We start from the raw sequence: 12,542 nt of genomic DNA on the forward strand, positions 1-12,542 counted from the left end.
CCCGTCCGTTCCGCCACTTATTAAAATTAAGCCTGCTCTTTAAGCAGGCTTAATAGTAGGAAAATTTAGGGGCGTAGCTCAGTTGGTAGAGCACCGGTCTCCAAAACCGGGTGTCGCGAGTTCGAGTCTCTCCGCCCCTGCCATATATAATCCTTTGCTTAGGCAAAGGATTTTTTTTGTCCAAAATTCCTCTCCTTTATATTCTTAGCTATTAAAAGCGCATTACTGCGCCTTTAATGGTGTCTTCAATAATTCATTGATAACACTCTGTTTGTCCGTATTTTGTAACCAGACAGCATACAATGGTCTGGAAAGCGTTGTGCTTTCGGGGACAGGCCAGATCCCGGGCTGTTCTTTTGCCCACTCAATCGGCAGGAAGGTGCAACCGTTAAGTTCAGAGATCAGCTTACAGGCTATTTTTGCTGAACTGGTCGTTAATACCGGAATATCATCACTTCCAATGAGCTCGGCCTCATGCTGGTGAAAATCCGCACCCCACTCGATGCGTAAATAGTTGAGTGAAGCTTTACGGCTTTCCGCGGCAGGACCATAAAGCCGCATGCTGAAGTAACCTAGCAACTGGCTGGAAAATTCGTCCATTTTTGGCGCTTCAGTTGTGAGCAACAAATCCAGCTGGCGCTCATGAAGCTGTTTAACGAGTGACTGACGTTGTGCAATTCGTGCTTCGAACTGCAGACCATTATGCTGTTGATAAAGCGCAATGAGCCATTCAGAAAGCATACATTCCCAAAGTGATGCGCTGGCACCAAGCGTGAGCTGATTATGCTGAGAAGTATGTGATACCTCTTTTTTCGCCGCTAACCACGTATTCATCAGGTTTTCTGCGTAGGGCAACAGGCGCTCCCCGGCAGTTGTCAGCCGTATGTTATTGCGGTGGCGGGTAAAAAGGTTTACACCAAGCTGATTTTCGAGCTGTCGGATGCGAAAGCTTACCGCAGATTGCGTCAAATAAAGTGCTTCTGCAGCGCGACCAAAGTGCCGTGTTCTGCTAACTTCCAGGAAGGTTTTAAGTAATTCGGTGTCCACGGCTTACTCCAAAAAATAATTTGTCGTTATGATTTAAATGTTTTGTTTTACACTCTGTCAAGCGTAACTAATACTCCGCGCCATAAATAGCTCGGCCAAGAAAATCAGGAGCGTGTAGGATGGCGGAAAGCTTTACGACGACTAATCGGTTTTTCGACAATAAACATTATCCACGTGGGTTTGCTCGTCATGGTGATTTCACCATCAAAGAGGCACAGCTGTTAGAACGTCATGGTTTTGCGTTCAATGAGCTGGATCTCGGTAAGCGCGAACCAGGCAATGAAGAAGAAGTGCAGTTTGTTGCCGTATGCCGTGGTGTGCGCGAGCCTGCTACTGAAGCGGAACGTGTCTGGAGCAAGTACACGGCGCGTATTAAGCGTCCAAAACGTTTTCATACCCTGTCTGGCGGTAAACCGCAGATGGATACGGTTGAAGACTACAGCGATAGTGATGATTAAAAAATGGGGCGAAAGCCCCGTTTTTTATTCTGTCAGTCTGTGCAAATGCAGGAGCAGCCGATCAATAGTTCGATAGCTTAGTGCTTCCTGGAGATGTGCCCGAGTAATACTCTCGCAATGCTCGATATCCGCGATGGTACGAGAGACTTTCAGAAGACGTTGCCATGCCCTGACCGACAGGCCCAGTTTGAGTAATGTTTCCTCCAGCCAAACTGCATCATCCGGCACAAGTTCACAGTGTTCGCGGATCTCATGATTGCTGAGTCGGGCGTTCAGCTTGTTCTGCCGGGAGAGTTGCCTGTCGCGTGTCTCTATTACTCTTTCCCTTATTCTCTCGCTTTTTTCTTCCTGATGGTTCGTTTGACTCAGCATTCCTGCTGGGAGAAGCGGGATATCCACTGAGAGATCGAAGCGGTCGAGAAAAGGGCCCGAGAGCCGATTCATATAGCGTAAAGTCTGCTGGGGCGTGGCACGGTTATGTTTGCCTTCATAGTGCCCTGTAGGACTGGGGTTCATCGCCGCGATAAGCTGAAAATCCGCGGGGTAGGTGATTTTTGCCCGGGTGCGAGAGATATGAATCTCGCCTGATTCAATAGGTTCCCTAAGCGAGTCCAGTACGCGGCGCTCAAACTCAGGTAATTCATCCAGAAATAACACGCCGTTGTGCGCTAACGAAATTTCTCCTGGCTGCGGGATAGCCCCGCCGCCCACGACGGAAGTTAAAGAGGCACTATGATGGGGAGCCCTGAACGGACGCTGACGCCAATGGCGATGAAGATGTGAAGATTGTACTAGGCTCAGAATGGCAGCGCTCTGTAATGCTTCAGCATCGTTCAAAGGAGGAAGGAGCGTATTGAGCCGGCTCGCCAGCATGGTTTTTCCCGTTCCTGGTGGGCCTATCAGTAAGAGGTTATGCCCGCCAGCCGCCGCAATTTCCAGCGCTCGTTTTCCCTGACTTTGCCCAATAATCTCGTTCATGTCTTCTATGTTATCCGCTTGCCACAGTGCAGGGTTAACCGGGGTGCGGAGGTCGTGTTTTCCTTCCAGCCAGGCGCATACCTCGGTCAGATGCGTGGCCACAAAGCAGCCCGGTTTAGCGATCAGGGCTACTTCTTCTTCATTTTCTGCGGCAACCACGACTTCTCGCCCCGCATTCAAAGCCTCCATAGCGGATGATATGGCCCCAGAAACCCCACGTAGCTCCCCGGTCAGCGCAAGCTCGCCGATAAACTCAAGCTTGGCCAGCTTGGGCGTATTTAGCTGCTCAGAGGCAACCAGCAGCGCCAGAGCAATCGGCAAATCGTATCTGCCTCCCTCTTTAGGAAGATCTGCCGGAGCAAGGTTAATAGTGATTTTACGCGCTGGAAATGTGTAGCCGCTATTGATCAATGCGCTTCTGACTCGATCCCGGGCTTCTCTCACGGTAGTTTCAGGCAGTCCGACAAGCGTAAGCCCCGGTAAACCAGCACTGATATGCACTTCAACCGTAACCTGTGGGGCGTGAACGCCGAGCGCTGCTCTGGTATAGACAACCGACAGTGACATTTTTCCTCCGTGAAAAACTTCATTCTGCCGCGCCAATAAAAGATTAAATATTGTTCTTTTTATGCACCGGGAAGCACCTCCCTGACTTTTTTATCCACTTTCTTTTTTACAGCTCTGGCTGCGAAGCCGATCGCAGAACAATAACTTTTTACTGGTATTACGCAGAAAATACCCTCAGCAGACCAGTTTTATGAATTATTTTCACTTTCTCGTTATGCACTGAAATTAAATAATTTTTATGCTAATTAATTTCAACGGCGATCTTTTCGTCATAAAAAAATATTGTGCTTTACGTCAACTCTGTGATAACTCTGTAGGTATTACTTCGAACTAGACGTTAGAACATACAGAAAATGACAGCCCTTCTACGAGTGATTAGCCTGGTCGTGATTAGCGTGGTGGTGATTATTATCCCACCGTGCGGGGCTGCACTTGGAGAAAGAAAGGCTTAAAAATCAAGCCTGAATCGAAAAGAACCCCCGCACCGAAAGGTCCGGGGGTTTTTTGTTGACTGAAGAATGTGAAGCGAGGAGCAGAGTATGTATTGCAGAATAAAATGCTGTTTCTCCGGTGATGAGACGGGGAACTAACTATGAATGGTGCACAGTGGGTAGTACATGCGTTGCGAGCGCAGGGTGTTGAAACAGTTTTCGGTTATCCTGGCGGCGCGATTATGCCGGTGTACGATGCGTTGTACGACGGTGGTGTGGAACATCTACTGTGTCGCCATGAGCAAGGTGCAGCCATGGCAGCTATTGGTTATGCCCGCTCAACGGGCAAAACCGGTGTGTGTATTGCCACTTCTGGCCCCGGTGCGACAAATCTGTTAACTGGCCTTGCTGACGCACTTTTAGATTCTGTTCCTGTGGTTGCCATCACCGGCCAGGTGGCTGCTCCTTTGATCGGGACTGACGCTTTCCAGGAAGTTGACGTCCTCGGCCTGTCGCTTGCCTGCACCAAACACAGTTTCCTCGTCGAATCCCTTGATGAATTGCCGCGTGTCCTTGCCGAGGCCTTTGAGATTGCTAATTCTGGCCGTCCAGGCCCCGTTCTGGTCGATATTCCAAAAGATATTCAGTTGGCTATTGGTGAGCCTGAGGCCTGGTTATCTGCCGTTGAAGATGATGCTGGCCTACCGTTGGCTGAATTGCAGCAGGCCCGTGAAATGCTCGCTCAGGCCAAAAAGCCGATGCTTTACGTTGGCGGCGGCGTTGGGATGGCGCAGGCGGTTCCAGCGCTCCGTGAGTTTATTTCCGTCACGGGTATGCCTTCCACAGTCACTCTGAAAGGGCTGGGTGCAGTCCCGGCCGACCATGCGTTTTATACCGGTATGTTGGGAATGCACGGCACCAAGGCGGCGAACCTCGCCGTTCAGGAATGCGATCTGCTGTTGGCCGTTGGAGCCCGTTTCGATGACCGCGTCACCGGGAAGCTGAATACCTTTGCTCCGCACGCCAAAGTTATCCACATGGATATCGATCCTGCGGAGCTGAGCAAGCTGCGCCAGGCGCATGTCGCGTTGCAGGGGCCGCTGAATCAGCTTTTGCTGGCCTTGCAGCAGCCGTTGCACATTGCTTCCTGGCAGCAGCATATCGCCGCCCTGAACGAAGAACACCAGTGGCGCTACGATCATCCGGGTCAGGCTATCTATGCCCCCTTGCTGCTGAAGCAGCTCTCCGAGCGCAAATCAGCAGAAGCCGTTGTGACCACCGACGTAGGCCAGCATCAGATGTGGACCGCACAGCACATGACCTTCACCCGCCCGGAGAACTTCATCACTTCCAGCGGGCTTGGCACGATGGGCTTTGGTTTACCCGCCGCCGTAGGTGCCCAGGTTGCAAGGCCGGAAGATACGGTTATTTGCGTCTCCGGCGATGGCTCTTTCATGATGAACGTTCAGGAGTTAGGCACCATCAAGCGCAAACAGTTGCCGGTCAAAATCCTGCTGCTCGATAACCAACGCCTGGGCATGGTGAGACAGTGGCAGCAGCTGTTTTTTGAAGAGCGCTACAGTGAAACCACCCTGACCGACAACCCTGATTTCCTCACGCTGGCCAGCGCCTTTGGCATTCCAGGCCAGCACATCACCCGTAAAGACCAGGTAGAAGCCGCGTTAGACGCCCTGCTGAACAGCGACGGCCCGTACATGCTTCACGTCTCGATCGATGAGTACGAAAACGTCTGGCCGTTGGTACCGCCCGGTGCCAGTAACTCGCAAATGCTGGAGAAATTATCATGATGCAACATCAGCTCGCAGTGCAGGCTCGCTTCCGCCCGGAAACGTTAGAACGTGTTTTACGCGTAGTGCGCCATCGTGGATTCCAGATCTGCGCGATGAATATGGCCGCGGCGGGGAATACCGACAATATTAATATTGAATTGACCGTTGCTAGCCTGCGGCCAGTCGAATTACTGTTTACTCAATTAAGCAAGCTGGTTGACGTTGCCTGCGTTGAAATCCAGCAACCAACATCACAACAAATCCGCGCCTGAGCGTAAAAGGAAAATAACAATGACGACCAAGAAAGCTGATTACATCTGGTTCAATGGCGAGATGACTCCGTGGGGAGAAGCGAAAGTTCACGTAATGTCCCACGCGCTGCACTACGGTACTTCGGTCTTCGAAGGCATCCGTTGCTACGACTCGCACAAAGGGCCAGTGGTGTTCCGTCATCGTGAACACATGCAGCGCTTGCGTGACTCAGCAAAAATCTATCGCTTCCCGGTATCGCAAAGCGTGGATGAGCTGATGGAGGCCTGTCGTGCGGTTATCCGTAAAAATAATCTCACCAGCGCTTACATTCGCCCTCTGGTCTTTGTTGGCGACGTAGGTATGGGCGTTAATCCGCCGGAAGGGTATACCACCGACGTGATCATTGCGGCCTTCCCGTGGGGCGCTTATTTGGGCGCTGAAGCGCTGGATCAGGGGATTGATGCAATGGTCTCTTCCTGGAACCGTGCGGCACCAAACACCATTCCTACCGCGGCCAAAGCGGGCGGTAACTACCTTTCTTCTCTGCTGGTCGGCAGCGAAGCACGCCGCCACGGCTATCAGGAAGGGATTGCGCTCGATGTGAACGGCTTCCTGTCTGAGGGCGCGGGTGAAAACCTGTTCGAAGTGAAAGACGGCGTGATCTACACCCCGCCATTTACCTCTTCAGCGCTGCCGGGGATTACCCGCGATGCAATCATCAAGCTGGCAAAAGACTTGGGCATTGAAGTCCGTGAGCAGGTGCTGTCGCGCGAATCTCTGTACCTGGCCGACGAAGTCTTTATGTCCGGTACCGCCGCCGAAATCACCCCGGTACGCAGCGTAGACCGCATTCAGGTGGGCGAAGGCCGCTGTGGCCCGGTCACCAAACGTATTCAACAGGCATTCTTTGGCTTGTTCACCGGCGAAACCGAAGACAAGTGGGGCTGGTTAGATCAGGTAAACCCGTAAGTCTTAAACAAAAATATAATCAGGCGGGCGGCAACTGACCGCCTGCTACCCGACAGACTGGAGTAAATAAAGCATGCCTAAGTATCGTTCCGCCACTACAACCCACGGCCGCAATATGGCGGGTGCCCGCGCGCTGTGGCGCGCAACGGGGATGACCGACGCCGATTTTGGCAAACCGATCATTGCGGTCGTCAACTCCTTTACCCAATTCGTACCGGGCCACGTTCACCTGCGTGACCTGGGTAAACTGGTTGCCGAGCAAATCGAAGCCTCCGGCGGCGTAGCAAAAGAGTTCAACACCATTGCGGTGGATGACGGTATCGCGATGGGGCATGGCGGTATGCTCTATTCCTTGCCGTCCCGCGAGCTGATTGCCGACTCGGTTGAGTACATGGTGAACGCCCACTGCGCCGATGCCATGGTTTGTATCTCCAACTGCGACAAAATCACCCCAGGGATGCTGATGGCCTCGCTGCGCCTGAACATTCCGGTGATCTTCGTTTCCGGCGGCCCGATGGAAGCCGGGAAAACTAAACTTTCCGACCAGATCATCAAGCTGGATCTGGTCGATGCGATGATTCAGGGTGCTGACCCGAAAGTTTCTGACGAGCAAAGCGAGCAGGTTGAACGCTCCGCGTGTCCAACGTGCGGCTCTTGTTCAGGTATGTTCACTGCCAACTCCATGAACTGCCTGACCGAGGCGCTAGGTCTGTCTCAGCCGGGTAACGGTTCACTGCTGGCGACGCACGCCGACCGCAAAGAGTTATTCCTGAACGCGGGTAAACGCATTGTTGAACTGACCAAGCGCTATTACGAGCAGGATGATGCCACCGCGCTCCCGCGCAACATCGCCAGCAAAGAAGCATTCGAAAACGCCATGACGCTGGATATCGCCATGGGCGGCTCCACTAACACCGTTCTGCACCTGCTGGCCGCCGCGCAAGAAGCTGAAATCGACTTCACCATGACAGATATTGACCAGCTGTCCCGCAAGGTTCCACAGCTGTGTAAAGTTGCGCCAAGCACCCAGAAATACCATATGGAAGATGTGCACCGTGCCGGTGGCGTGCTCGGGATCCTCGGCGAGCTGGATCGCGCCGGATTGCTGAATCGTGAAGTGAAAAACGTACTTGGCCTTTCTCTGCCGCAGACGCTGGAACAATATGATGTGATGCTGACCAAAGACGAGGCGGTGAAAACCATGTTCCGCGCAGGTCCGGCGGGCATTCGTACTACCCAGGCCTTCTCGCAAAGCTGCCGCTGGGACACGCTGGATGACGATCGCGCTAGCGGCTGTATTCGATCACTGGAAAATGCCTACAGCAAAGATGGCGGCCTGGCCGTTCTGTACGGCAACTTCGCGGAAAACGGCTGTATTGTTAAAACCGCGGGCGTGGATGAAGGCAGCCTGGTATTCCGCGGCCCGGCCAAAGTTTATGAAAGCCAGGACGATGCGGTAGAAGCCATCCTCGGCGGAAAAGTGGTGGCGGGTGATGTGGTTGTTATTCGCTACGAAGGGCCAAAGGGCGGGCCAGGCATGCAGGAAATGCTCTACCCAACCACCTTCCTGAAATCTATGGGACTGGGTAAAGCCTGCGCGCTGGTCACCGACGGCCGTTTCTCGGGCGGGACCTCGGGTCTGTCGATCGGCCACGTTTCTCCTGAAGCCGCGAGCGGCGGCAATATCGCCCTGATTGAAGACGGCGACATGATTGCCATCGATATCCCTAATCGCGGTATTCAGCTGCAGCTTACCGATCAGGAAATGGCTGCACGTCGTGAAGCGCAGGAAGCTCGCGGTGAAGCGGCATGGACTCCTCGCAATCGTGAGCGCCAGGTTTCCTTCGCCCTGCGCGCCTACGCCAGCCTCGCCACCAGTGCGGATAAAGGCGCCGTGCGTGATAAAAGCAAGCTTGGAGGCTAATTATGGCTGAGTCACAACCGCTACCCGATGCCCCCGGCGGAGCAGAGTATCTGCGCGCGGTATTGCGCGCGCCGGTTTACGAAGTCGTGCAGGTAACGCCGCTGCAGAAAATGGAAAAGCTTTCGTCGCGCCTTGATAACGTCATTCTGGTTAAGCGTGAAGACCGTCAGCCTGTGCATAGCTTCAAGCTGCGCGGGGCATATTCGATGATTGCGGGCTTGAACAGCGAGCAAAAAGCCTGTGGTGTGATCACCGCTTCTGCGGGAAATCACGCCCAGGGCGTTGCGCTTTCGTCCACGCGATTGGGTATTAAGTCGCTGATCGTTATGCCTGTGGCTACTGCGGATATCAAAGTCGATGCTGTGCGGGCCTTCGGCGGGGAAGTGTTGCTGCATGGCGCGAATTTCGATGAGGCAAAAGCCAAAGCCATCGAACTTTCTCAGCAGCAAGGTTTCACCTACGTGCCTCCGTTTGATCACCCGGCAGTTATCGCCGGGCAGGGTACGGTTGCGCTGGAATTGCTGCAGCAGGATGCGCACATCGATCGTGTATTCGTGCCGGTTGGCGGCGGTGGTCTGGCGGCTGGCGTAGCGGTTTTGATCAAGCAACTGATGCCGCAGATCAAAGTGATTGCGGTTGAAGCCGAAGATTCTGCCTGTCTCAAGGCGGCGCTGGATGCCGGGCACCCGGTTGAGCTGCCGCGCGTAGGGCTGTTTGCCGAAGGTGTTGCTGTTAAGCGCATCGGCGACGAAACCTTTCGCGTGTGCCAGGAATATCTGGACGACATCATCACCGTGGACAGCGATGCCATCTGCGCGGCGATGAAGGATTTGTTCGAAGACGTGCGTGCTGTCGCCGAGCCTTCCGGCGCGCTGGCGCTGGCGGGGATGAAAAAGTACATCCAGCAGCACAACATTCGTGGAGAACGCCTGGCACATGTGCTGTCTGGCGCAAACGTGAATTTCCACGGGCTACGCTATGTCTCGGAGCGCTGTGAACTCGGCGAGCAGCGGGAAGCGTTGCTGGCGGTCACCATTCCAGAGCAAAAAGGTAGTTTCCTGAAGTTTTGCCAGCTGCTGGGCGGTCGCTCGGTCACTGAGTTCAACTACCGTTATGCCAGCTCTGACGATGCCTGCATTTTTGTTGGGGTGCGACTGACTCGCGGGCTGGAAGAGCGTAAAGAGATCATCGCTCAGCTCAGCGAAGGCGGCTATGGTGTGGTCGATCTCTCTGACGACGAAATGGCGAAGCTGCACGTTCGCTACATGGTGGGTGGGCGACCTTCGAAGCCGCTGCGCGAACGGTTGTACAGCTTTGAATTCCCGGAATCGCCGGGGGCGCTGCTGAAGTTCTTGAGCACGCTGGGAACGCACTGGAACATTTCTCTGTTCCACTATCGTAGCCACGGTACTGACTACGGGCGAGTTCTGGCGGCGTTTGAGTTGGGTGAAAATGAGCCGGACTTCGAAACCCGGCTCAACGAACTGGGTTACGAATGTCACGACGAAACCCAGAACCCAGCGTTCCGCTTCTTCCTGGCCGGTTAATGGCTGCCGGGTAAAAGCTTCCAGAACGCGCTGATAAGCGGCTCATTGAGCCGCTTTTTTTGTACGCAAACGCCCAGTTCAAACGGCGCTTTCTCATCGTTACGTTCCAGAACCAGCACGCGGTTGCGCACCGGTTCTGGGCTGTTTTCCAGTACGATTTCCGGGATCAGCGCGACGCCACATCCCAGCGCCACCATTGACACCATGGCTTCGTGGCCGGCGACGGTAGCGTAGATTACCGGGTTACTGATTTTCTGGCGGCGGAACCACAGTTCTATACGGCGGCGAACGGGCCCTTGCTCGGGCATGATAAACGGAATTTTGGCCCAGTCTGGCTCCGGTTGGCTTACCTGCGCCCTGACAGGGCAAGGCAAAGCGGGGGCGATCAAGGCCACGGATAAATTTTCCAGCATTGAGAAAGCCACGCCAGGTGGAAGGGACTCTGGTTTTCCGGCGATCGCCAGGTCGGCTTCATTGGAATCAACTTTTTCTACCGCATCCGCGGCGTCGCCTGTGGTCAGCTTAATTTCAACGGAAGGATGTTCAGCCCGGAAGCGGTCCAGAATGGGCGGCAAATGGCTGTATGCGGCAGTCACCGAGCAAAACAGATGCAGCTCTCCGCTCAGGGAAGGACCTTGCTGGCCAAGCGTGTGGCGCATCTGCTGATATTGCAGCAGCGTGTGCTGGGCAAACAGCCGTAATTGCTCGCCGGCTTCAGTCAGCGTTACGGTGCGGTTATCACGCAAAAACAGAGGTTGCCCGAGGTCGTCCTCCAGACGCTGGATCTGGCGCGAAAGCGTGGAGGGACTGACGTGCATGGCGCGCGCGCTACGCCCAAAATGGCGGCTTTCAGCCAGATGCAGAAAGGTTTTCAGATCGCGTAAATCCATGGTCATCAAGCCTCGTTTTTGCATTGCAATAATTGCAACGCGATGTTGTTAATATATCAATTTAAGCAACGCATTTCCTGTCATATAGTGGGTTCATTCTATGCAGCACGACACGGCTGCAGAGCCCTTACAATAAGCACAACACGACACATACGGAGTTCTACGATGGCTAATTATTTCAACACTTTGAACCTGCGCCAGCAGTTAGCGCAGTTGGGTAAATGTCGCTTCATGGGGCGCGATGAATTTGCCGATGAAGCAAGCTACCTCAAAGGTAAAAAAGTCGTCATCGTCGGCTGCGGTGCTCAGGGTCTTAACCAGGGTCTGAACATGCGCGACTCCGGACTGGATGTTTCCTATGCCCTGCGTGCGGAAGCTATCGCCGAGAAACGTGCATCCTGGCGTAAAGCGACCGAAAATGGCTTCAAAGTGGGTACTTATGAAGAGCTGATCCCACAGGCGGATCTGGTTGTTAACCTGACGCCAGACAAACAGCACTCTTCCGTTGTTCAGGCCGTACAGCCGATGATGAAAGACGGCGCGGCGCTGGGCTACTCCCACGGTTTCAACGTGGTTGAAGTCGGTGAAACCATTCGTAAAGATATCACCGTGGTGATGGTAGCACCTAAGTGCCCGGGCACCGAAGTGCGCGAAGAATACAAACGTGGGTTTGGTGTGCCAACGCTGATCGCAGTTCACCCTGAAAACGATCCGAAAGGCGAAGGTATGGCGATTGCCAAAGCCTGGGCTGCCGCCACCGGTGGCCACCGTGCGGGCGTGCTGGAGTCTTCCTTCGTTGCGGAAGTGAAATCTGACCTGATGGGTGAGCAAACTATCCTGTGCGGTATGCTGCAGGCCGGTTCTCTGCTGTGCTTCGACAAGCTGGTGGCTGAAGGTACTGATGCTGCATATGCAGAAAAACTGATTCAGTTCGGCTGGGAAACCATCACCGAAGCGCTGAAGCAGGGCGGGATCACGCTGATGATGGACCGTCTGTCCAACCCGGCAAAAATCCGCGCCAACGCGCTGTCCGAGCAGCTGAAAACCATTATGGCTCCGCTGTTCCAGAAACACATGGATGACATCATCTCCGGTGAGTTCTCCTCCGGCATGATGGCTGACTGGGCTAACGACGATAAGAAACTGCATACCTGGCGTGAAGAGACCGGCCAGACTGCTTTCGAAACTGCACCGCAGTTTGAAGGTAAAATTTCCGAGCAGGAATACTTCGACAAAGGCGTGGTAATGATCGCCATGGTGAAAGCGGGCGTTGAGCTGGCCTTCGAAACCATGGTGGATGCTGGCATCATCGAAGAGTCGGCATACTATGAGTCCCTGCACGAGCTGCCGCTGATTGCTAACACCATTGCTCGTAAGCGCCTGTACGAAATGAACGTGGTTATTTCTGATACCGCTGAGTACGGTAACTACCTGTTCTCCTACGCGGCCGTACCGCTGCTGAAAGAGTTCATGACCACGCTGCAGCCGGGCGATCTGGGCAAAGAGATCGCAGCCGCTGCGGTAGACAACGCTCAGCTTCGTGACGTCAATGAAGCCATTCGCAGCCACGAAATCGAAAAAGTGGGTCAAAAACTGCGTGGCTACATGACCGATATGAAACGCATCGCTGTTGCTGGCTAATGTGTTTTTGAAATGAAGAAGGCGCTTCGGCGCCTTTTTTTGTGCCTG

Annotated in this window: 11 protein-coding genes and 1 tRNA gene; 9 read left to right on the plus strand and 3 right to left on the minus strand. The window is 53.9% G+C overall.

The genetic code is table 11. From position 1 onward, the window contains the following. Window positions 1-67 precede the first annotated feature (67 nt). Window positions 68-143, plus strand: a tRNA-Trp gene (locus ACR6JA_RS19815). 79 nt (window positions 144-222) lie between these two features. Here ACR6JA_RS19815 and hdfR read toward each other — a convergent pair. Then, window positions 223-1,047 carry an HTH-type transcriptional regulator HdfR gene (hdfR, locus tag ACR6JA_RS19820; RefSeq protein ID WP_494494319.1) on the minus strand — a complete coding sequence of 275 codons (825 nt, stop codon included), beginning with the start codon at window positions 1,045-1,047 and terminating at the stop codon, window positions 223-225. 119 nt (window positions 1,048-1,166) lie between these two features. Here hdfR and ACR6JA_RS19825 point away from each other — a divergent pair, with 119 nt between their 5' ends. Continuing rightward, on the plus strand, window positions 1,167-1,505 hold the full coding sequence (locus tag ACR6JA_RS19825; protein WP_494494320.1) for a MaoP family protein: 339 nt from the start codon (window positions 1,167-1,169) through the stop codon (window positions 1,503-1,505). Window positions 1,506-1,529: 24 nt separating this feature from the next. Here the strand turns inward: ACR6JA_RS19825 and ACR6JA_RS19830 are convergent, their stop codons facing one another. Continuing rightward, window positions 1,530-3,050 (minus strand): YifB family Mg chelatase-like AAA ATPase, encoded by a 1,521-nt coding sequence (locus tag ACR6JA_RS19830; RefSeq protein ID WP_494494321.1) that lies wholly within the window; start codon window positions 3,048-3,050, stop codon window positions 1,530-1,532. Window positions 3,051-3,403: 353 nt separating this feature from the next. On the opposite strand from ACR6JA_RS19830, the gene ilvL reads away from it, so the two are divergent. The 6 genes from ilvL (at window position 3,404) to ilvA (ending at window position 9,963) form a co-directional block, all read left to right on the plus strand. Beyond that, window positions 3,404-3,502, plus strand: coding sequence for an ilv operon leader peptide (gene ilvL / locus ACR6JA_RS19835; protein WP_071530467.1), 99 nt, complete (start codon window positions 3,404-3,406; stop codon window positions 3,500-3,502). Between the two features lie 140 nt (window positions 3,503-3,642). Next, entirely contained in the window at window positions 3,643-5,289 is a 1,647-nt protein-coding gene (ilvG, locus tag ACR6JA_RS19840; protein WP_213716374.1) for an acetolactate synthase 2 catalytic subunit, read from the plus strand. Beyond that, the gene (ilvM, locus tag ACR6JA_RS19845) at window positions 5,286-5,543 is read left to right on the plus strand and encodes an acetolactate synthase 2 small subunit (protein WP_016538957.1); all 258 of its coding nucleotides are present in this window, start codon (window positions 5,286-5,288) and stop codon (window positions 5,541-5,543) included. Before ilvG ends, ilvM begins: the two co-directional genes overlap by 4 nt. 19 nt (window positions 5,544-5,562) lie before the next feature. After that, the gene (locus ACR6JA_RS19850) at window positions 5,563-6,492 is read left to right on the plus strand and encodes a branched-chain amino acid transaminase (protein ID WP_039289201.1); all 930 of its coding nucleotides are present in this window, start codon (window positions 5,563-5,565) and stop codon (window positions 6,490-6,492) included. A gap of 73 nt (window positions 6,493-6,565) precedes the next feature. After that, complete coding sequence (gene ilvD / locus ACR6JA_RS19855) at window positions 6,566-8,416, plus strand: dihydroxy-acid dehydratase (RefSeq protein WP_213716373.1); 1,851 nt, start codon at window positions 6,566-6,568, stop codon at window positions 8,414-8,416. A gap of 2 nt (window positions 8,417-8,418) precedes the next feature. Next, window positions 8,419-9,963 carry a threonine ammonia-lyase, biosynthetic gene (gene ilvA, locus ACR6JA_RS19860; RefSeq protein WP_166879575.1) on the plus strand — a complete coding sequence of 515 codons (1,545 nt, stop codon included), beginning with the start codon at window positions 8,419-8,421 and terminating at the stop codon, window positions 9,961-9,963. Here ilvA and ilvY read toward each other — a convergent pair. Next, window positions 9,960-10,853 carry an HTH-type transcriptional activator IlvY gene (gene ilvY, locus ACR6JA_RS19865; RefSeq protein WP_008455578.1) on the minus strand — a complete coding sequence of 298 codons (894 nt, stop codon included), beginning with the start codon at window positions 10,851-10,853 and terminating at the stop codon, window positions 9,960-9,962. The two genes, ilvA and ilvY, sit on opposite strands and share 4 nt — an antisense overlap. A 165-nt stretch (window positions 10,854-11,018) precedes the next feature. Between ilvY and ilvC the strand changes: the two genes are divergently transcribed. Further along, complete coding sequence (gene ilvC / locus ACR6JA_RS19870; protein WP_213716372.1) at window positions 11,019-12,494, plus strand: ketol-acid reductoisomerase; 1,476 nt, start codon at window positions 11,019-11,021, stop codon at window positions 12,492-12,494. The last annotated feature ends 48 nt before the right edge of the window (window positions 12,495-12,542 follow it).

It is taken from the genome of Cedecea sp. B1(4), assembly GCF_059414925.1.

What these genes read in the sequence shown, in the direction of transcription:
- ilvC (WP_213716372.1), top strand. Translation starts at nt 11,019, where the DNA reads ATGGCTAATTATTTCAACACTTTGAACCTGCGCCAGCAGTTAGCGCAG.
- ilvD (WP_213716373.1), top strand. Translation starts at nt 6,566, where the DNA reads ATGCCTAAGTATCGTTCCGCCACTACAACCCACGGCCGCAATATGGCG.
- ilvY (WP_008455578.1), bottom strand. Translation starts at nt 10,853, where the DNA reads ATGGATTTACGCGATCTGAAAACCTTTCTGCATCTGGCTGAAAGCCGC.
- ACR6JA_RS19850 (WP_039289201.1), top strand. Translation starts at nt 5,563, where the DNA reads ATGACGACCAAGAAAGCTGATTACATCTGGTTCAATGGCGAGATGACT.
- ACR6JA_RS19830 (WP_494494321.1), bottom strand. Translation starts at nt 3,050, where the DNA reads ATGTCACTGTCGGTTGTCTATACCAGAGCAGCGCTCGGCGTTCACGCC.
- ilvL (WP_071530467.1), top strand. Translation starts at nt 3,404, where the DNA reads ATGACAGCCCTTCTACGAGTGATTAGCCTGGTCGTGATTAGCGTGGTG.
- ilvA (WP_166879575.1), top strand. Translation starts at nt 8,419, where the DNA reads ATGGCTGAGTCACAACCGCTACCCGATGCCCCCGGCGGAGCAGAGTAT.
- ilvG (WP_213716374.1), top strand. Translation starts at nt 3,643, where the DNA reads ATGAATGGTGCACAGTGGGTAGTACATGCGTTGCGAGCGCAGGGTGTT.
- ilvM (WP_016538957.1), top strand. Translation starts at nt 5,286, where the DNA reads ATGATGCAACATCAGCTCGCAGTGCAGGCTCGCTTCCGCCCGGAAACG.
- ACR6JA_RS19825 (WP_494494320.1), top strand. Translation starts at nt 1,167, where the DNA reads ATGGCGGAAAGCTTTACGACGACTAATCGGTTTTTCGACAATAAACAT.